Origin of the sequence: Streptococcus sp. CL5.50 (assembly GCF_049738015.1) — a bacterium.
In the GTDB taxonomy this organism is placed as follows: domain Bacteria; phylum Bacillota; class Bacilli; order Lactobacillales; family Streptococcaceae; genus Streptococcus; species Streptococcus mitis_CA.
In genome coordinates this window covers 167,565-187,500 of the sequence record NZ_JBKOTR010000001.1, presented here as the reverse complement: position 1 = coordinate 187,500, position 19,936 = coordinate 167,565, and the positions used below count along the sequence as shown (strand labels likewise).

22 protein-coding genes are annotated in these 19,936 nt (G+C 39.9%); 20 read left to right on the top strand and 2 right to left on the bottom strand.

Going from position 1 to position 19,936, the window contains the following annotated elements; all coding sequences use genetic code 11:
* The first annotated feature begins 12 nt into the window (after positions 1–12).
* The 10 genes from ACLNCV_RS00975 (at position 13) to mnmG (ending at position 10,974) form a co-directional block, all read left to right on the top strand.
* Positions 13–660 (top strand): ATP-binding cassette domain-containing protein, encoded by a 648-nt coding sequence (locus ACLNCV_RS00975; RefSeq protein WP_424844782.1) that lies wholly within the window; start codon positions 13–15, stop codon positions 658–660.
* 384 nt (positions 661–1,044) lie between these two features.
* On the top strand, positions 1,045–1,632 hold the full coding sequence (locus tag ACLNCV_RS00970; protein WP_001108834.1) for a hypothetical protein: 588 nt from the start codon (positions 1,045–1,047) through the stop codon (positions 1,630–1,632).
* A 235-nt stretch (positions 1,633–1,867) separates the two neighbouring features.
* A complete protein-coding gene (locus tag ACLNCV_RS00965; RefSeq protein ID WP_049546864.1) occupies positions 1,868–2,740 on the top strand; it encodes a helix-turn-helix domain-containing protein in 873 nt (290 codons plus the stop codon).
* Between the two features lie 508 nt (positions 2,741–3,248).
* Positions 3,249–3,533: a lactococcin 972 family bacteriocin gene (locus ACLNCV_RS00960; protein ID WP_100910945.1), complete on the top strand. Its 285-nt coding sequence runs from the start codon at positions 3,249–3,251 to the stop codon at positions 3,531–3,533.
* Positions 3,534–3,587: 54 nt separating this feature from the next.
* Entirely contained in the window at positions 3,588–5,696 is a 2,109-nt protein-coding gene (locus ACLNCV_RS00955) for a bacteriocin-associated integral membrane family protein (protein ID WP_290108862.1), read from the top strand.
* On the top strand, positions 5,693–6,322 hold the full coding sequence (locus ACLNCV_RS00950) for an ABC transporter ATP-binding protein (RefSeq protein ID WP_424844781.1): 630 nt from the start codon (positions 5,693–5,695) through the stop codon (positions 6,320–6,322). Before ACLNCV_RS00955 ends, ACLNCV_RS00950 begins: the two co-directional genes overlap by 4 nt.
* A gap of 591 nt (positions 6,323–6,913) precedes the next feature.
* Positions 6,914–8,035 carry a tRNA 2-thiouridine(34) synthase MnmA gene (mnmA, locus tag ACLNCV_RS00945; protein WP_424844780.1) on the top strand — a complete coding sequence of 374 codons (1,122 nt, stop codon included), beginning with the start codon at positions 6,914–6,916 and terminating at the stop codon, positions 8,033–8,035.
* A gap of 140 nt (positions 8,036–8,175) precedes the next feature.
* Positions 8,176–8,631: an NUDIX hydrolase gene (locus tag ACLNCV_RS00940; protein WP_424844779.1), complete on the top strand. Its 456-nt coding sequence runs from the start codon at positions 8,176–8,178 to the stop codon at positions 8,629–8,631.
* 8 nt (positions 8,632–8,639) lie between these two features.
* Positions 8,640–9,071: an NUDIX hydrolase gene (locus tag ACLNCV_RS00935; protein WP_049543155.1), complete on the top strand. Its 432-nt coding sequence runs from the start codon at positions 8,640–8,642 to the stop codon at positions 9,069–9,071.
* Positions 9,061–10,974, top strand: a complete 1,914-nt coding sequence (mnmG, locus tag ACLNCV_RS00930; RefSeq protein WP_424844778.1) for a tRNA uridine-5-carboxymethylaminomethyl(34) synthesis enzyme MnmG — start codon at positions 9,061–9,063, stop codon at positions 10,972–10,974. The genes ACLNCV_RS00935 and mnmG overlap by 11 nt, the downstream gene beginning before the upstream one ends.
* A gap of 245 nt (positions 10,975–11,219) precedes the next feature.
* Here mnmG and rnjA read toward each other — a convergent pair whose 3' ends face one another.
* Positions 11,220–12,899 carry a ribonuclease J1 gene (gene rnjA / locus ACLNCV_RS00925; protein ID WP_261012088.1) on the bottom strand — a complete coding sequence of 560 codons (1,680 nt, stop codon included), beginning with the start codon at positions 12,897–12,899 and terminating at the stop codon, positions 11,220–11,222.
* Between the two features lies 1 nt (position 12,900).
* Positions 12,901–13,134, bottom strand: coding sequence for a DNA-dependent RNA polymerase subunit epsilon (locus ACLNCV_RS00920; protein ID WP_261125851.1), 234 nt, complete (start codon positions 13,132–13,134; stop codon positions 12,901–12,903).
* Between the two features lie 277 nt (positions 13,135–13,411).
* Here ACLNCV_RS00920 and ACLNCV_RS00915 point away from each other — a divergent pair, with 277 nt between their 5' ends.
* The 10 genes from ACLNCV_RS00915 (at position 13,412) to ACLNCV_RS00870 (ending at position 19,921) form a co-directional block, all read left to right on the top strand.
* Complete coding sequence (locus ACLNCV_RS00915) at positions 13,412–13,627, top strand: hypothetical protein (protein WP_000282478.1); 216 nt, start codon at positions 13,412–13,414, stop codon at positions 13,625–13,627.
* 104 nt (positions 13,628–13,731) lie between these two features.
* Entirely contained in the window at positions 13,732–14,415 is a 684-nt protein-coding gene (gene tsaB / locus ACLNCV_RS00910; RefSeq protein WP_064276776.1) for a tRNA (adenosine(37)-N6)-threonylcarbamoyltransferase complex dimerization subunit type 1 TsaB, read from the top strand.
* A complete protein-coding gene (gene rimI / locus ACLNCV_RS00905; protein ID WP_000569805.1) occupies positions 14,412–14,849 on the top strand; it encodes a ribosomal protein S18-alanine N-acetyltransferase in 438 nt (145 codons plus the stop codon). Before tsaB ends, rimI begins: the two co-directional genes overlap by 4 nt.
* A complete protein-coding gene (tsaD, locus tag ACLNCV_RS00900) occupies positions 14,839–15,849 on the top strand; it encodes a tRNA (adenosine(37)-N6)-threonylcarbamoyltransferase complex transferase subunit TsaD (protein ID WP_064276775.1) in 1,011 nt (336 codons plus the stop codon). Before rimI ends, tsaD begins: the two co-directional genes overlap by 11 nt.
* A gap of 103 nt (positions 15,850–15,952) precedes the next feature.
* The gene (locus ACLNCV_RS00895) at positions 15,953–16,816 is read left to right on the top strand and encodes an XRE/MutR family transcriptional regulator (RefSeq protein ID WP_064276774.1); all 864 of its coding nucleotides are present in this window, start codon (positions 15,953–15,955) and stop codon (positions 16,814–16,816) included.
* A 290-nt stretch (positions 16,817–17,106) separates the two neighbouring features.
* Entirely contained in the window at positions 17,107–17,301 is a 195-nt protein-coding gene (locus ACLNCV_RS00890; RefSeq protein ID WP_064276773.1) for a peptide pheromone VP1, read from the top strand.
* Between the two features lie 66 nt (positions 17,302–17,367).
* Positions 17,368–18,033 (top strand): CPBP family intramembrane glutamic endopeptidase, encoded by a 666-nt coding sequence (locus tag ACLNCV_RS00885; protein ID WP_049486768.1) that lies wholly within the window; start codon positions 17,368–17,370, stop codon positions 18,031–18,033.
* A 71-nt stretch (positions 18,034–18,104) separates the two neighbouring features.
* Positions 18,105–19,331 carry an MFS transporter gene (locus ACLNCV_RS00880; RefSeq protein ID WP_004254988.1) on the top strand — a complete coding sequence of 409 codons (1,227 nt, stop codon included), beginning with the start codon at positions 18,105–18,107 and terminating at the stop codon, positions 19,329–19,331.
* 143 nt (positions 19,332–19,474) lie between these two features.
* Positions 19,475–19,660, top strand: coding sequence for a TetR/AcrR family transcriptional regulator (locus ACLNCV_RS00875; protein ID WP_414367863.1), 186 nt, complete (start codon positions 19,475–19,477; stop codon positions 19,658–19,660).
* A gap of 18 nt (positions 19,661–19,678) precedes the next feature.
* The gene (locus ACLNCV_RS00870; RefSeq protein WP_414367865.1) at positions 19,679–19,921 is read left to right on the top strand and encodes a hypothetical protein; all 243 of its coding nucleotides are present in this window, start codon (positions 19,679–19,681) and stop codon (positions 19,919–19,921) included.
* Positions 19,922–19,936 lie beyond the last annotated feature (15 nt).

Here is a 19,936-nt window from a genome sequence, read left to right as displayed (position 1 = left end):
GAGTTGAAACGTATGAATTGTATAAAAGTAGATCATCTTTCAAAAATATTTGGGAAAAAGTATGTTATAGATGATGTTAGTTATGTTTTTGAATCAGGTAAAATATATGGAATTGTAGGAACCAATGGATGCGGTAAAAGTGTATTATTTAAAATGCTTTCAGGATTAATGAAACCTACTACTGGTAAGATTACAGTTGGGAGTGTAATTGTTGGGGAAAATGGTTCTATGCCACTTGATGTAGGGTTACTTATTGAACATCCGGGATTTTTGCCTAGTCTAACTGCATTAGAGAATTTAGAGCAATTAGCTGCAATCAAAAATAAAATTACTAAGAAAGAGATTGAGGAAGTATTGAATAAGGTAGGTTTATATCAGGATAAAGATGTAAAAGTAAAAAATTATTCATTAGGCATGCTACAAAGATTAGGGATTGCCCAAGCATTGATGGAAAATCCTAAGATTTTACTCCTAGATGAACCATTTAATAGTATGGACTATGAAGGTGTAGAAGAACTTAGAAAAATAATTAAGAGTTATGCTCGAAAGAATCATATTACTATGTTGGTCACATCTCACAATAAAGAGGATATTGAAGTATTATCTGATATTGTTCTTGAATTGAAAAACGGTAAATTAGTTAAGACATCTAACTTTTAGTAATGGTAGCTGGCTAACTTTATTATAGGTCTTTCAATATACTTTCCCTAAATCATAACGCATGATTGACTCCTTTTCGTGAAAAAAGTTAACAAATAATAAAATCCTATTAAAAATATTGTATCATAGTAATATAAAAAGTAGAAAATAAAACTAAAATAAGATTGGTGTAATTTTAAAATGGGCTTAATAGTACTATGATGTAGCTAGAAAAGGGGTGGAAAAATGTTTAAAAATAAGGAGCTTTTTAGAGTAGTCATGATATTTGTGATAGGAATCATCCTCATTTTAATGACACCAGTCTTATTTAAAGTTGTTATGGAACTATTTTCAAAATAGATAGGCCTCTGCTTTAGGCGGAGTCGTGAATCAGGAGGTTAAGTGATGAACTACAATGTAAAATATCTCTTATCAGGAATATTTATTATAGTCTTTATAGGTTTTCTAGTCTGGATGCGTTATTTTAATCAGAAGAAGGAAGAAGAGCATTCGGATGTGTCTTTTGAAGCGAGATTAGACAGTGAGGTTAAGACATTATATAAACAACTAGGATTGGGTGAGGAGCCTCATTATTTCTTAGCCTATCGCTACCTACATCCCTGGTTTAATTTGGCGATTTTACCACCAACAGTTGAAATTTTCTTAACTAAAATAGCGCTGGTGATGGTGACTCCAGATGAACTACTGATAAGAAATCTTGGGAATGGGATGACTTTCACAAGTGAGCACCATCGTGATTTGCGGCAAGGACTTATCCGCATTCCAAAATCAGAGATGAAAGAATTTGAGATTCGCAACTGGAAAAGAGTTTTTATATTTGGCGATTTTTTGACAATTAAAACAAGCCAACATAGCTATTATTTGCAGGTTAGAGATGATGGACTTCAAAAAGGAAGTCTTTCTACCAAACACTTCTCCGACTTGAAACGACAAGATTTTCTCGGGTTATTGACAGATAAACGGACATTTTGATAGACGCTTGCTCAAAAAACTAACCTCTAAACATTCAAAAACCACACAGTGTTTCTTTCAGCTTGATTGTACTCAAGACTGAAATCACTATGTGATTTTATTTGGAAGCTAGTTTTTCCCAGCCTCTTTTTGCTTACATGTAGGGAAATCTGTTCACTCTTTGTAGCCAATTTGATATAATCTTATCAAAAAAGTAGTATAATGTTTTTATAGAATATAAATAGTGGTGGATAGCATGCATGCATTATTAGCAACAAGATTAAAAAATAAGCGAAAAGAGCTGGGTTGGTCGCAAAAAGAATTGGCAGAAGGAATTTGCCAACAAACTCAGATAAGTCGCATGGAACAAGGCAAATATATGCCAGGAGCAGATTTGTTATATAAATTATCTGAAAAAATGGGCTTAAATATGGACTATTTCTTTTCAGGAGAAATTTCGAAAGAGTTTCTAGGCTTGTCTGCTTTCAAGAGATTGTCTAAAACATTATTGGAAAATCAAGATTACGCCTCTTTGAAATATGCTTTTGAGGGAGAAAGAAAGCAGCAGACTTCTTTATCTTTTGATGAAAAGATTTATCTGGACTGGATAGATGCTATTCTAACCTATCAATGTGAACATCAATTAAAACTAGCTATTTCAAAAATAGAGGACATCCTCAGTAGGATTAGTATTGATAAAGTGGACTACTTATATATTTTGAATACCCTGCTGATTTTCTTAGGCTATGATGAGGATAAGGAGAAATTTGAGCAACTATATGATCAGGTTTCCGTAGCCCTTTCAAAAATCGATACCAGTGTGCGTGAACAAATTGAGTTGTATATCAAAATAAAATACAATTATTGTTACCACCTTTGGAAACAGGAGGAGATGGATAAGTCCAGAGCGCTATTATTGGAGATAATTGAATTTTGTAACAAATATCATAGTAGCTTTAGGTTAGCAGATTTATATTGTTTGTTGGGAAATGTAACAGAAAATCTTGATATCTCTGTTGCTAAGGACTATTATATGAAAGCTAAGGTGCTTTATCTAATTGAAAATAATGAAGTCATGGCACTCAAGGTAGAACAATATCTAATGGATAAGAAGTCAGAGAATGTATAAGGCTGGGAAAAAAGTCTTTAAAATAAAGAAACGCATAATATCAGGTTTTGAAAAAACTGATACTATGCGTTTTATTATGGGGATATTTACTTCATTTTATCCTGAAATTGAGTTTTTGACCATCCTCTTCATACACAAAACATAACTATAATTCTTTTTTAAAAAAATATATGATTTTTTACTTTAATTGCTTGACAGTTTATATATGTTGATTTATAATATAGGTGAAAGAAGGTGGCAAGATGGGAAAATTAAAATTCGAATATTTGAAAGCGCTATCTATATTGCTTATTGTGCTAATTCTACTGAGTAATAGTCGAAGTTTTATTAGTACTACTCTAGTTACTCAAGGTATTGATACAGGAGCGTACTATTCTCCCGGTTAAAAATAAGTTCGTTGTTAAAGAATGAGATAGAAGGAAGGTGAGTCCAATGGACTACGATACTTGTTGATAAATTACGATAGCTGTTTTTACGGAACAGCTCTCGATAATAGGAGAAATAAATCATGAGAAAATTAGTTAAAATTGGTGTTGCATCTTTAATGGTATGTGGTATACTTGCTACTACAAATGCTTTAGCAGTATGGGTTGAGGGTGGTCAATGGAACTATGGAGTAGGTTGGACAGGAACTTTTGGATATTCTGATTATTTACATTCTACTCGATCTCATACAGCAACTGTCAAGCATGGAGGTAGAATCTCTAAGGATCGTGAAGATCCCGAGGTTTGGGCTCAAGCTTCCCTTAATAAAATTCCGCCAACAGGATTAGAATATTTCTATGGATTTTAAGTGAAATTTTCCCTCTCCTATTAGGAGAGGGAAAACTTTAGTGGAGGTACTTTTATGAAAAAAATCAGTCATCTTTGTATGTTTCTGCTGTTGCTGTGTACCACTTTTTTTGTTTTTAATGTAAACTACACACGTGAAGCGGTTCGGATTCGGGAAATGGGAAAGACTGTAGATTCTTTGGATTTGTATTTGAAAGATATTAACGAACCTGCAGCGTCTGTTCTTCGATTTTTTGAGGATGTATCAAAGGAGTACAAAGTCTCCATCATCAAAACAGACAGTGGTGATGAGGTAATCAAGTCTGGTGTTTTTGATAAAGATACCTTCCCCTACCAAGAGTTTGGGATTTCTTCTCTTGATTTTACCACAGATGGTGAAGGAGTCTACAGTAATAAAGAAATTTCTAATAAACTTGGTACGATACCGACCTTTCTAAAAGCCAAGCCTATTCAGCTTATAACTTTTCAAACCTATATCAAGGATACATCTCGTAGTTTAAATGGTCGCTATACGATAACTTCTACACAAGAGATGGATAAGGATAGGATTGTACAGAAATGGAGCGATTTTTTCAAGATAGACCAGGCTACCTTGCTAGAGCCTACCTATAAAAGTGCAGTGGAAGTCATAAATCGAGATTTGCTTTTATCTGCCATTGTTTTTGTCTTGGCTATTTTACTTCTTGTGTTAGTAACAGTTTATCAGCCGATGATGGAGATGAAACGAGTGGGGGTTCAAAAGTTACTTGGTTTTCAAAGCGGGGCGATTTTAGCTGGTTTTGTAAAAACTAATTTTTATCTTCTCTTGGGTGGAAGTCTTATCATTGACTTGGGACTATTTTTAGTGCTGGACTACAGACCAAAACTTTTGTTCCCAAGTTTACTCTTATCCCAATTTCTGCTTTTACAGTTGTATTTGTTCATCAGTTGGCTGACCTACCTAATGATTCAGAAAATGACAGTCAGCTCCATGTTGAAAGGTTTTTCATCTATCAAACTTGGTCTCATCTTCAATTATGTGATGAAAATAGGGACAACTATTTTATTGACGGTTTTACTGATTGGGGTAGGCAGAAGTCTAGAACAAGAAAACAAAGAACTTGCTTATCAGCAACAGTGGGTAAGCCAAGGGAATTACCTGACCTTAGAAACCTTCAAACTTAATGATAACCTGTGGCAGGAAGAGCTAGCAGGTTCAGGGAAATCTACAGATTATTTCTACCAATTTTATCAAGATTTGCTAGCAAAAATACAAGTAAATTATGTGCGAAGTGCGAGTCTTCCTATCAAACCAGTCATCAAAGCTGAACAAGTACAGCAGTACCAACTGCCTGATAAGGTAGATGTTTACTATGCAAACCGTCAATTTTTAGAAAGTCAGGGCTTTAAGCTACCTGATATCGGCACTAAAAAGGTGATCTTGTTGCCAGCCAGTGATAAAGGACAAGAAGGCAAGAATCAGTTCTTGGGAAAATCCATCGCCTATCTTTCTATGAGGTATGAAGATCAGCAAAAGCAAACAATAGAAGATATGGATGTAGAAATTGCCTACTATGAAAGAGATTGGTCTTTCTTCCCTTATAACAATGAGCGAAAGGAAAATCTCCACAATCCAATCATTAGTCTAGTAAATGATCAAGACATGATGTGGGAAGAAAAGACTCGTTTGTCAACGACAGGTTTAAATAACCCGATGAAAGTTGAAAATACAGAACAAAATCAAAAAGTGATTACGGAGTTAGTTGAGAAATTATCAGATGGGAATTATTTAAAATTTTCATCGATTCAAGCCATTCAACAAGAGAAAGTAGATTCTTATCGAGATGCAGTTCGAAATCTTAATATACTCTTTGCTTTGTTTGGTCTCCTTAGCATGATGATTTCCTACTTCTTACTAGTAACAACTTTCTTGTTGAAGCGTAGGGATATCATTACCAAGAAGTTTATGGGGTGGAAACTGGTCGATCGCTACCGCGCTCTCTTAGTTCTGCTCTTGCTGGGCTATAGTCTCCCTCTTCTGGTCTTGATTTTCTTTGCCCATGCGCTCCTGCCACTCCTACTTTTTGCAGGTTTTACATGTCTGGATATACTATTTGTGTTAGTCTTGGCTTCTAGGATGGAGAAAAGAAGTTTAGTAGAGTTATTGAAAGGGGGCATCTTATGATTGAGTTGGAAAATATTACCAAAACCATTGGGAGAAAAGTGATTTTGGATCACTTGTCTCTCAGGATTGATCAGGGGGATTTGGTAGCCATTGTTGGCAAGAGTGGTAGTGGTAAGTCGACCTTGTTAAATTTATTAGGTTTGATAGATAGTGATTACAGCGGACGGTATGAGATTTTTGGTCAGACAAATCTAGCGGTCAATTCTGCCAAGTCGCAAATAATAATCCGTGAACACATCTCTTATCTATTTCAAAATTTTGCCCTGATTGATGATGAAACGGTCGAGTACAATCTCATGCTTGCGCTGAAATATGTGAAATTGTCCAAGAAAGACAAGCTCAAAAAATTGGAAGAGATTTTAGAGAGAGTAGGTTTGTCAGCTACTTTGCATCAAAAGGTCTCCGAGTTGTCTGGTGGCGAACAACAACGAATTGCAGTTGCTAGAGCCATCTTAAAACCCAGCCAGCTGATTTTAGCCGATGAGCCGACAGGTTCGCTGGACCCTGAAAATAGAGATTTGGTCTTGAAGTTTCTCTTAGAGATGAATCGAGAGGGGAAAACAGTCATTATTGTGACCCACGATGCTTATGTAGCCCAACAATGTCATCGAATCATTGAATTGTGAAAAATACAGAAATCTTATCAAAAATCTTTAAATTTAAGGATACCTTTAAAATTTAATTTTAAAACACTCATTTATCAACATTTTTGATTGATAAAAATAGGAAATCGGTTGTTTTTGGGAGATTCCCTAAAATTACCTCCTAACCACACGTACTAAAAAGATACTTCCTATGGAAATCGTATGACTCTGAAGCTTCGAATAGTTCAGTTTTCATGATTTTTATGCTATTCTAGCTTTAAAATCCTTCAGAACGTAAAATTTTAAGCAGTCAAAGACTTAGAATATCCCTAAAACATTTATTTTATGACAATTCTAAACATAGAATTGCGTGGATATGTATGGATTTAATCTGTTCGATAGTTAGGACAGCTCTATTCTGGGAAATCTGAGCTATCAATGGTTTAGAACAGCATTTCAACAATGGATTTTGTTGAAGGATTGATTATTTTATGAAAGAGGTTGGTCGATTGACAGCCTCTTTCTTGTCTTCTCTAACCAAGCATGTTATAATGAATACTGCTCAAGCGACCTTCAATCGTGAAGCACACACGACCTTCAATCGTGAATAAACGAATAGATGGGAGACTTACCATGAGTGATAACTCTAAAACACGTGTTGTTGTGGGGATGAGTGGTGGTGTTGATTCGTCGGTGACGGCTCTTTTGCTCAAGGAGCAGGGCTACGATGTGATCGGTATCTTCATGAAGAACTGGGATGACACAGATGAAAACGGCGTTTGTACGGCGACCGAAGATTACAAGGATGTGGCTGCGGTGGCAGACCAGATTGGCATTCCTTACTACTCTGTCAACTTTGAAAAAGAGTATTGGGACCGTGTTTTTGAGTATTTCCTAGCGGAATACCGTGCAGGGCGCACGCCAAATCCAGATGTTATGTGCAACAAGGAAATCAAGTTTAAGGCCTTTTTGGACTATGCCATGACCTTGGGGGCAGACTATGTAGCGACTGGCCATTATGCCCGAGTGGCGCGTGATGAGGATGGGATCGTTCACATGCTTCGTGGCGTGGACAATGGCAAGGACCAGACCTATTTCCTCAGCCAACTTTCGCAAGAACAACTGCAAAAAACCATGTTCCCATTGGGACATTTGGAAAAGCCTGAAGTTCGCAGACTCGCAGAAGAAGCAGGACTTGCGACTGCTAAGAAGAAAGACTCGACAGGGATTTGCTTTATCGGAGAAAAGAACTTTAAAAATTTCCTCAGCAACTACCTGCCAGCTCAGCCTGGTCGCATGATGACTGTGGATGGTCGCGATATGGGTGAGCATGCAGGACTTATGTACTATACGATTGGTCAGCGTGGCGGTCTCGGTATCGGTGGGCAAAACGGTGGTGACAATGCACCTTGGTTCGTTGTCGGAAAAGACCTGAGCAAGAATATTCTCTATGTAGGACAAGGATTCTACCATGATTCGCTCATGTCAACCAGCCTAGAGGCTAGTCAAGTCCACTTTACTCGTGACATGCCAGAGGAGTTTACGCTCGAATGTACGGCTAAATTCCGCTATCGTCAACCTGATTCGAAGGTTACTGTCCATGTCAAAGGAGACAAGGCAGAGGTCATCTTTGCGGAACCGCAACGCGCGATTACACCAGGACAGGCAGTTGTCTTTTACGATGGCGAAGAGTGTCTAGGTGGTGGTTTGATTGACAATGCTTACCGCGATGGACAAGTTTGTCAGTACATTTAGATTGACAAATTTTCTCAATTTGCTACAATAATAAAAGCAATAGAAATGATGGTCAAAGCTCATGGATGTTGCAGGCTTTTTTGTCCTGCACTTCTTTGGAGTTTTGACTGTTTTTGTGTCGTTTAAGGGAAAGGACAAAAATGACTCAACAAGACTTTCGGACAAAAGTGGGAAATACGGTTTTTGGCGTTCGAGCGACAGCCTTGATTCTCCAAAATCGCAAGCTCCTAGTTACCAAAGACAAGGGCAAGTATTACACTATTGGCGGTGCGATTCAAGTCAATGAAAGCACGGAAGACGCGGTAGTCCGTGAAGTGAGGGAAGAACTGGGTGTCGAAGCTCAAGCTGGGCAACTAGCTTTTGTTGTTGAAAATCGTTTTGAAGAAGATGGTGTCTATTGGCACAACATCGAGTTTCATTATCTGGTGGACTTGCTTGAGGATGCCCCATTGACCATGCAGGAAGATGAGAAAAGGCAGCCTTGTGAGTGGATTGATTTGGATCAGCTTAAGGGTATCAATCTAGTTCCAGCCTTTTTGAAAACAGCCCTGCCAGATTGGGACGGCCAACTAAGACACATCCATCTTGAGGAATAGGAGAGAAAATAATGGTTAAGCTTATTGCCCATGTACTTGTTCATAGTGGTGATGATTATTTGCTCATTCAGCGTTCGGAAATTAAAAGAGGACAACCCAATGTTTATCCAACTTACTGGGATATTCCTGGTGGCGGGGTTGAAAAGGGTGAAATTCCGCGAGATGGAGCTCTTAGAGAATGTATTGAAGAAGCGGGAGTTAGGCTAGATAGCAGTTTGCTCAAACTTCTTCACGAAGATAGTCAACTGGATACCTCTAAGGATACTGTCTTTACTCGCTTAGTTTATAAAGCAGAGTGGGTTGGGGAGAAGCCAATTATCAGATTAGATCCTGAAGAGCATACGCACTTTAAATGGGTTACTATGGCTCAAGCTCTAGAGGAGGAGAAGTTAGTTCCTTATTTACGAGAAATTTTTGAAAGGTTAAGAAATGACATATAATTTTACTGAAGAATACGATATTATTGTAATCGGTGCGGGACACGCTGGGGTAGAAGCATCCCTAGCTGCTAGCCGTATGGGCTGTAAGGTCTTGCTTGCGACTATCAACATTGAAATGCTGGCTTTCATGCCTTGTAACCCCTCTATCGGTGGTTCTGCCAAAGGGATTGTTGTGCGTGAAGTTGATGCCCTCGGTGGCGAGATGGCTAAAACCATTGACAAGACTTACATCCAGATGAAGATGCTCAACACAGGTAAGGGTCCTGCCGTTCGTGCCCTTCGTGCGCAGGCTGACAAGGAGCTTTACTCTAAGGAGATGCGCAAGACAGTTGAAAATCAAGAAAATCTGACTCTTCGTCAGACCATGATTGATGAGATTTTGGTTGAAGATGGCAAGGTTGTCGGTGTTCGTACAGCGACCCATCAAGAATATGCTGCCAAGGCTGTTATCGTGACCACAGGGACTGCTCTCCGTGGGGAAATTATCATTGGAGACCTTAAGTATTCATCAGGTCCTAACCACAGCTTGGCTTCTATTAACCTTGCTGATAACCTTAAGGAATTAGGACTCGAAATTGGTCGTTTCAAGACAGGAACGCCTCCACGTGTCAAGGCTTCTTCTATCAACTACGATGTGACAGAGATTCAGCCAGGGGACGAAGCGCCTAATCACTTCTCATACACTTCACGTGATGAGGATTATGTCAAAGATCAAGTGCCATGCTGGTTGACCTATACCAATGTTACCAGTCATGAAATTATCCAAAATAACCTCCACCGTGCGCCTATGTTTACAGGTGTGGTCAAGGGAGTGGGGCCTCGTTACTGCCCATCGATTGAGGACAAGATTGTGCGCTTTGCGGACAAGGAACGCCACCAACTATTCCTTGAGCCAGAAGGACGCAATACAGAGGAAGTCTATGTCCAAGGTCTTTCAACCAGTTTGCCTGAAGATGTGCAACGTGAACTGGTTCATTCTATCAAAGGTTTGGAAAATGCAGAGATGATGCGAACAGGTTATGCCATTGAGTATGATATGGTCTTGCCTCATCAGTTGCGTGCGACACTGGAAACCAAGAAAATCTCAGGACTTTTCACTGCTGGTCAGACAAATGGGACGTCAGGTTATGAAGAGGCAGCAGGCCAAGGGATTATCGCGGGTATCAATGCGGCTTTGAAAGTCCAAGGCAAGCCTGAGTTGATTTTGAAGCGCAGTGACGGTTATATCGGGGTCATGATTGATGACTTGGTGACCAAGGGAACCATTGAACCCTACCGTCTCTTGACCAGTCGTGCTGAATACCGTCTCATTCTCCGTCATGACAATGCTGATATGCGTTTGACTGAGATGGGACGTGAGATTGGCCTTGTGGATGATGAACGTTGGGCTCGCTTTGCAATCAAGAAAAATCAATTTGACAATGAGATGAAGCGCCTAGACAGCATCAAACTCAAGCCAGTCAAGGAAACCAATGCCAAGGTTGAGGAGATGGGTTTCAAGCCGTTGACAGATGCAGTGACAGCCAAGGAATTCCTTCGCCGTCCAGAAGTTTCTTATCAAGATGTGGTGGCTTTCATCGGACCAGCTGCAGAGGACTTGGATGACAAGATTATCGAATTGATTGAAACAGAAATCAAGTACGAAGGCTATATTTCCAAAGCCATGGACCAGGTTGCTAAGATGAAACGCATGGAAGAAAAACGTATTCCAGCCAATATTGACTGGGATGACATTGATTCTATCGCAACCGAAGCCCGTCAGAAGTTCAAACTCATCAATCCAGAAACCATCGGCCAAGCCAGCCGTATTTCGGGAGTAAACCCAGCAGATATTTCTATTTTGATGGTGTATCTTGAAGGTAAAAATCGTAGTATTTCTAAAACTCTTCAAAAATCAAAATGATACGTCGTCGGCTTCGGCTCACCTAACTCAAGTTATGCTTTCGCCTAGCCTTCTAGTCTGATTTCGATTTTTATTGAGTTTTAATCTCAAAAGAAAGCATAGAGAAAAACAGCTCCGAAGACGGAGCTGTTTTGTTGACTTGTACTCAATGAAAATCAAAGAGCAAACTAGGAAGTTAGCCGAAGGCTGTACTTGAGTACGGCAAGGCGAAGCTGACGTGGTTTGAATTTGATTTTCGAAGAGTGTTATTCTTCATCTGGTGTGAGGATCATAGGGATGATAATCGGTTCACGTTCTGTATTTTCATAAAGGAAGGGGCGAATAGCGTTGACAATGGCACCATTGACTGATTGCACGCTAGCATCCTTATTTTTCAGTGCGATACGAATTGCATTGAAGAGGATGCGCTGGCTTTGGCGAATCAAGTCGCCAGACTCTCTCATGTAGACAAAGCCTCGGCTGAGGATGTCTGGGCCAGACAGAATCATCTGCGATTTGAAGTCAACAGTTGCGACTGCCAGAACGACACCGTCTTCAGATAGATCACGACGATCTTTGAGGACAGCTGCGCCGATTTCACCGATACGATTTCCATCGACATAGATATCTTGGGCGTTGAAATGACCTGCGATACGAGCTGAGTCAGCAGTAAGGGCAAGCACATCACCATTGCTCATGATAAAGATATTGTCCTTCTCAACACCAGTATCTACTGCTAGTCCAGCGTGGACCTTTTGCATGCGGTATTCACCGTGGACAGGCATGAAGTATTTTGGCTTAATCAAGCGGAGCATGAGTTTTTGCTCTTGCTGACCACCGTGTCCAGATGTATGGATATTGTTCACTTTACCGTGGATAACTTCGACACCAGCTTCTGAAATGATGTTAATCAGCTTGTTGACGCTAGTAGTGTTTCCAGGGATTGGGCTAGAAGAGAAGATAACCGTATCACCTGGTTGGAGTTGCACCTGACGGTGGGTTCCGTTGGCGATACGAGAGAGGGCTGCCATCGGCTCGCCTTGACTACCTGTACAGAGGATAAGAATCTCGCCTGCAGGGTAGTCTTTTATTTCATTTGGCTCGATAAAGGTTCCCTTAGGAGCTTTGATGTAGCCAAGGTCGATTCCGTTGACAATGGCCTTTTCCATAGAACGACCAAAGACCGCAATCTTGCGTCCAGTCTTAACAGCGGCTTCTGTTGCTTGTTGGAGACGGAAGATATTTGAGGCAAAGGATGCAAAGATGATACGTCCTTCAATGCCTTGGATAATCTTCATGATGGACTGGCCAACGACTTTTTCAGAGTTGGTAAAGGTTGGAATTTCTGCATTTGTCGAGTCAGACAGGAGACAGAGTACACCTTCTTCACCAAGCGCAGCCATACGGTGCAAATCTGCTGGTTCACCAACTGGTGTTAAGTCAAACTTGAAGTCACCCGTACAGACAATTTTTCCTTGAGGAGTATGAATGACAATCCCCAAAGGTTCTGGAATAGAGTGTGTCGTTCTAAAGAAAGTTGCCTTGAGATTTTTAAAGGTCAACTCTGTGTTATGGTTGATTTCGTAAAGTTTAGCGTTGCGTAAGAGGCCATGTTCTTCGAGTTTTCCACGGATCAAAGCTAAGGCAAGTGGTCCAGCATAGATAGGGACATTTGCTTGCTTGAGTAGGAATGGAATCCCACCGATGTGGTCCTCGTGTCCGTGTGTAATCAAAACAGCCTTGACGCGGTCGATATTGTCTACGATGTAAGAATAATCAGGAATGACATAGTCGATACCAAGCAAGTCATCTTCTGGGAATTTAATCCCAGCATCGACGATGATAATCTCGTCTTGGTATTCAATCCCGTAAGTGTTTTTCCCGATTTCTCCCAGACCACCGATGGCAAAAACGCCGACTTCTTCAGGTTTAAGAGTATAGGCCATATTAGAACTCCGTGATTTCGAAGGCGCCAGTTTCTTTTTCGTAATCTAGCAATTTGTCAGACAAGAGTTCGATATACTCGATATTGTACTCTGGGCGATTTTCTTCGACAAGTTGGCGAGCAGCGATGCGGCCCTCAAGTTCTGAGCTGGCATTGATGTCTAGGTAAAGTGCGCGTGTAGTTTCACGGCGTGGGCTACGTTCTTTTGTTTCTTGATAAAAAACTTTGTAAATCATATAGTTCCTTTCTATTTACAGGTCAGCTTATTCCAAACTTTTAGCATAGATTTGCTTGATTTCATTTCATTTTGTGTCTAGATTGACCTTGATTCGTTACAATTATTTCAATTATACCACAAAATGAAAAATTAGTAAAAGACGGAAACGAGAAAGTCACATAAGCACTCAAAGGTAAGCGTTTGCAAAAATAAAGAAAATATGTTATCTTGATAATGGAAGTGAAATTTATTGCTTGTCATAATTCCATATAGTTTTAAGTCAAGGAGGTTGCCCTATGTATAACTTATTTGCTTTTGCTATCGGAGCTCGCTTGGTGGCTTTTATTGTGTTTGTTGCTTGCGTTTACGCTGGGAATCTTCTATTTGCCAAACTGGAACGACGACAAACCAAGTTCTTATGGAAAATTACCTTTGTGACCCTCTACTCGCTTTTTCTCCTCCTTGTAACCTATGTCGTTTGGTTTGTATTTTACTTTGGATTAAATGCTTAGATGCCCTGCTCATGCTGGGGCATTTTTGTTTGGGGATAAAGAAAATTCCCATGTGCCAGCTTTTGTAGTATAATAGTAAGCAGACAAAAAGATAGGAATGTGTTATGAAAGTATTAGCTTTTGATACGTCCAGCAAGGCTCTTTCTCTCGCCATTTTAGAGGACAAGCAGGTTCTTGCCGAGACGACGATTAATATTAAGAAAAATCACAGTATTACCCTTATGCCTGCCATCGATTTTTTGATGGAAAGTTTAGATTGGACACCCAAGGACTTGGACCGAATCGTGGTGGCGGAAGGGCCAGGTAGCTACACAGGTTTGCGAATTGCGGTAGCCACTGCCAAGACTTTGGCTCATACCCTGAACATTGAGTTAGTTGGTATGTCGAGTCTCTTGGCTCTGGTGCCCTACCAACAAGAAGGCTTGTTCGTCCCTTTGATGGATGCGCGTCGCAACAATGTTTATGCAGGATTTTATGAAAATGCGAAACCTGTCATGCCAGAAGCGCACCTGCCTTTTGAGCGAGTGATTGAGTTAATCAAGGGTGCTAGTCAGGTAACCTTTGTCGGAGAAGTTGGCCCCTTTGTTGAGCAGATTCAAGAACACTTGCCAAGGACTAATTACAAAGAAACCTTGCCTAATGCAGCCAATCTTGCTCTTTTGGCTTGGGACAAGGAAGCAGACTCCTTGCATGACTTTGTGCCGAATTACCTCAAGCGTGTTGAGGCTGAGGAAAACTGGCTCAAGAACCACACCGAGTCTGGCGAGTCTTACATTAAACGCCTATGATAGAAATCAAACGAATCAAACAGCAACCTGACTTGACTCAAGCCATCTACGCAGTCATGGCTGATGTTTACCCAGTCAGTCCTTGGACGCTGGAACAAATCCAAGCAGATCTGTCCCAAGGCCAGACTTGGTATGCTCTGGCTTATGATGGGGCAGAAGTGATTGGCTTTCTAGCTGTGCAGGAAAATATCTTTGAGGCAGAAGTCCTGCAAATCGCTGTCAAAGGAGCTTATCAGGGTCAGGGAATTGCGTCAGCCTTGTTTGCAACATTGCCGACAGACAAGGAGATTTTCCTCGAAGTCAGAAGGTCAAATCATCGAGCGCAAGCATTTTACAAGAAAGAAAAGATGGCGGTCATCGCTGAGCGAAAGGCCTACTACCATGATCCAGTCGAGGACGCCATCATCATGAAGAGAGAAATAGATGAAGGATAGATATATTTTAGCATTTGAGACATCCTGTGATGAGACCAGTGTTGCCGTCTTGAAAAACGACGATGAGCTCTTGTCCAATGTCATTGCTAGTCAAATTGAGAGTCACAAACGTTTTGGGGGCGTAGTGCCTGAAGTAGCCAGTCGTCACCATGTCGAGGTCATTACAGCCTGTATCGAGGAGGCACTAGCAGAAGCAGGGATTACCGAAGACGATGTAACAGCTGTGGCGGTTACCTATGGACCGGGCTTGGTTGGAGCCTTGCTAGTTGGCTTGTCAGCTGCTAAGGCCTTTGCTTGGGCACATGGACTTCCACTTATCCCTGTTAACCACATGGCTGGTCACCTCATGGCAGCTCAGAGCGTGGAGCCTTTGGAGTTTCCCTTACTAGCCCTCTTGGTCAGCGGTGGACACACAGAGTTGGTTTATGTTTCGGAGGCTGGTGATTACAAGATTGTTGGAGAAACGAGAGATGACGCGGTTGGTGAGGCTTATGATAAGGTCGGCCGTGTCATGGGCTTGACCTATCCTGCAGGTCGTGAGATTGATGAGTTAGCTCATCAGGGGCAGGATATTTATGATTTTCCTCGTGCCATGATTAAGGAAGATAATCTAGAGTTTTCATTCTCAGGTTTGAAGTCTGCCTTTATCAATCTTCACCACAATGCCGAACAAAAGGGAGAAAGCCTATCTACAGAGGACTTGTGTGCTTCCTTCCAAGCAGCTGTCTTGGATATTCTTATGGCAAAAACCAAGAAGGCTTTGGAGAAATATCCTGTTAAAACTCTAGTTGTGGCAGGTGGCGTGGCAGCCAATAAAGGTCTCAGAGAACGCCTAGCAACTGAAATTACAGATGTCAAGGTCATCATTCCACCTCTGCGTCTCTGTGGAGACAATGCAGGCATGATTGCCTATGCCAGCGTCAGCGAGTGGAACAAAGAAAATTTTGCAAGCTTGGACCTCAATGCCAAACCAAGCCTCGCTTTTGATACCATGGAATAAAGAGTCAGCTTAGGGCTGGCTTTTTTGCTCTCTTAAATGTCAGAATATTTTGACAAAACTATAAAAATGATGATATAATATCTAAACAATAGGAGGTGGTGAGATGATTGAGAGAATGGAGTTGGGAGAATTTTACAAGGAATTACGCTTGGCGAGAAAGCTCAAGCAGTCAGATGTGGCTTGTGCTGGACTAACAGCCTCTCAGTTGTCAAAGTTTGAGCTAGGGCAGTCTATGCTATCTGCGGATAAGTTGATCCTAGCCATCCAAGGGATCAATATGAATTTTGATGAGTTTGGTCATAAGCTAAACAATTATCAAGAATCCCTACATATGCAGATTGGTAGAAAGGTTGTGGATCGCTTTGCCCACCAAGATATAGCTGGCTTAGAGCAACTGTTGGAGGAAATCAAGCAAGAACAGATGGCAGAGACCTATCGTTGTTTGAATGCCATTGTGATTAAAAATGCTATTCATTCCTTAAATAAGAGCTATCTGCTAACAGAGGAGGATAGGGAGTTTTTGACTACTTATCTCTATGCTATTGAGTCTTGGACCTGGTTTGAACTCTATCTCTTTTGTGATACCATGCCCTTCTTGAGCAATCAAGATCTGATTTTTTTATCAACCTCTTTGCTTGAAAAATCCAAGGAATTTAAAGAGTTGGTACATAATAGACTGTATATGAAGCAAGGACTCTTAAATATCTTATCAGAACTCATGGAGCGAAAACTTTTCTCATACATCCCAATCTTTGAAGCCGAGTTGGAGAGTATGCTGCGTCCGTATGATGTTTTTGAGAAAGTATCGTGGCAATTTTTAAAGAAAATGAGTATTTTTCTTCAAACTAAAGGAAGCAATCAAAAAGAGATTGAACACTTTATCCAATCTCTGCAAATATTAGAAAATCCACAATTGATAGCCCTCTTCGAATTGCGTTTTCAGCAATACAAAGAACTTATCAATTAATTAGAAAGGGGAAGACGATAACCCACTCCGAAATAAGCAGGAGTATCAGTTGGATTTTTCTTTTATTCATCATTATATCCCTCCTCATTAGTAATAACTTTATTATACCGGGGAGATAATCAAATCTACCAAAATCGCGAATGTGAAATTTCTATAAGAAAAAATGTCAAATATGCGATTTTCTAAAATAAGCCAATTTCCATGTTATACTGTCCTTGTAAAACATTTGAAGCAAATCCTAGGTCGCAGAAGTGGTTTACAAGAAGAAAACGATTGAAGGAGTATAAAAGATGTTAAATTTACAATTTGCAGAAACGATGGAATTGACAGAAGCTGAGTTGGAGAAGATTTACGGTGGAGATCTTGTGTATGTTGGCAATATCCCAAGCGGTGCATGGGGAGGGTTCGGGACACCTTGGTCAATCACTAATTTCTGGGAGAAAAATTTTAACCATGATTCTTCCACTGTTAATCGTCGTCGTTGATATTTAAAGCCCTTGCTTTTGTTTGGGTTAGGGCTTTTTTTATTTTATAGTATAGGAGAAAATAGAATGAAAAAGATAATCTCACGCTACTACTTTATTATAGCTATTCTACTAGTTGTTGCTGACCAGTTCTTCATTCGTTTGCTTTTACATAGCGATCTTGCTGCTGGTTTATCCGACTTTGCCTATTATTTGTCGGATATGCTGTTAAATTTTCTTGTGGTTCTGCTTGCTTTTATTGTTATGGTTTGGTCAGGGAAATGGCAGAAAATTAACAGTAGAAAATTTAAAGGTTCCTATCTTTTCTATTCCTTCCTAGCTCTTCTTGCTTTTGTTGTTTGGAATTTCGTCACCTTTTTTCTTTTTCCGCCTACCAAAAATGCAATTTCTTATCAACTGGATGTTCCTACTTTTACAGGAGCTACAGCATTTTTGATGTATTTTTTCTATCCTGTGATTGCAGGTCCCATTTTTGAAGAGATGATTTATCGTGGATTAGTGATGACAGCTCTGGAAAAAGGAAAGAAGTGGGGACTAGATGTGCTTGGCTCAGCTATATTATTTGGAATCTTACACATTAGTGGCCATGGTTGGGTCTTAACAGACTTTTTTGTATATATGGGTGGTGGTCTCATATTTGCAGTCTTGTTTAGAGTGACAAAGTCTATTTATTGGCCTATTGGGCTGCATATAGTCTACAATGGCATTGGTCAGATTTTGATGTTACTGTAATTTTGGTTGTTAGTAGTATCGCAGTCTATCCTTGGGGAAAGCTTCCCATTTGAATTTAAAAAGGAGTTGTGATGAAAGTATTTCTTCAAAATAGAAATTTTAGGCAATTAACCATCAACCAGTGGATTTCAACGGTTGGGGATACGATTTTTTATCTGGCTTTTTTGAATTATGTGGCAGATGCGTCTTTTGCCCCTTTGGCGATTTTACTTATCACGATTTCAGAAACCCTTCCTCAAGTTCTGCAAATCTTTCTGGGAGTTTTGGCGGATTTTCAACATCATCGTGTCCTAAAATATACAATGATTAGTTTTGCAAAATTTTTGCTTTACTCTATCGTTTCTTTATCACTTTCAGGGCAGTCCTTTTCCTTGTTATTAGTAGCATTTATTTGTCTGATTAACCTCTTATCTGACACATTGAGTTATTTTTCAGGCGCCATGCTCACTCCGATTTTCATTAGAATTATTGGGCAAGACCATCTGGCAGAAGCTATTGGATTTAAACAGTCAACTGTTAGTTTAGTGAAAACAATCAGTAATATTCTAGGAGGAGTCTTACTAGGTATTCTATCTATCCAGTCTATTTCCTTACTGAATGCTCTGACCTTTTTAATCGCATTTTTAGGTATTCTTTTCATAAAAACAGACCTCTTGAAAGTAGAAAAAACGATTAGCTATCAAGAAGGACTCTCTGTAAAATCCTTTTGCCAGCATCTGCTCCAATCATCAAAATTGATATGGAATATGAATAAGGTGCTCTTGGTTTTGTTTATTATCTCTATTAGTCAAGCAGTGATAAATGTTACAGTTCCTGTTTCTACTCTGTTTTTGAGGAATCAGCCCTTTTTGAATTTACAAACAGGTCAATCTCTTGCCTTGTTATCCACCCTTGAATTGTCAGCCCTTATTGTCGGAAGCCTTGTGAGTGGCTATCTGAAGAATACAATCTCCATAAAACTAGCCCTATATGCCTCGCTTATTATCCAATTACTCCTTTTAGTTGGCTTTGTGGCAGTTCGTTTTGACTGGATTCTTATCTTTAGTGCCTTGGATGCCTTTTTCGCAGGTATCCTCTCTCCTCGATTACAGGAACTCATTTTTAAACAAATACCTGAGGAGTCAATGGGAGCAGTTCAATCCTCTATCGGTGCCATTACAGTTGTTTTACCTAGCTTATTTACAATAGCTTTGGTAACCATTGCTACTAGCTTTGGAACTCTGGCAGTTAGCTTTGTTTTATTGCTATTTCTTCTAGCTGCCTTTATCATACTCTTGAATATCCGTGAAAACATTTAGCGAAGAATGTGTATATTATATGTTTGAGACTGGATTCCAGTCTGTTTATGATGGCTACAATCAGCAGACTGTTAAATTTTTGAGAAAGTTGCTTGACATTTCAGACCAATCGGTTTATAATCAAAAAATGTAGAGATAAATACATGAGAAAAGAAGAAAAAACAAGACTACGAAGAGAGAAAATCATTACCGCTGCTTTGTTTGAATTTGCTACAAAAGGCTATCAAGGTTTTGTCATCAATGAACTTTGTAAAGTGGATGGTATTTCCAAAGGAGTTTTGTATCATAATTTTTCAGGGAAATCAGACCTCTATCTAACTTGTTTTTAGGAGAGTTTTGAGAAAGCTTTGGCAGTGTTTCTGGGGGTGGAAGGTCAAGTGCCCTCCTTAGCTGATTATATGGAAAGACGTCACCAATTTTATCAGCAATACCCAGAACATAGCCACATTTTCTTTGAGGCAATGATTGCGACACCAGAAGAATTGGAAGCAGACATTGCACCACAGAAAGCTATCTTTTTGGACTTGAATGAACAAGTTTGTCAAAAACTTATATCAGAATCCAAAAGCTATCTTTTTGGACTTGAATGAACAAGTTTGTCAAAA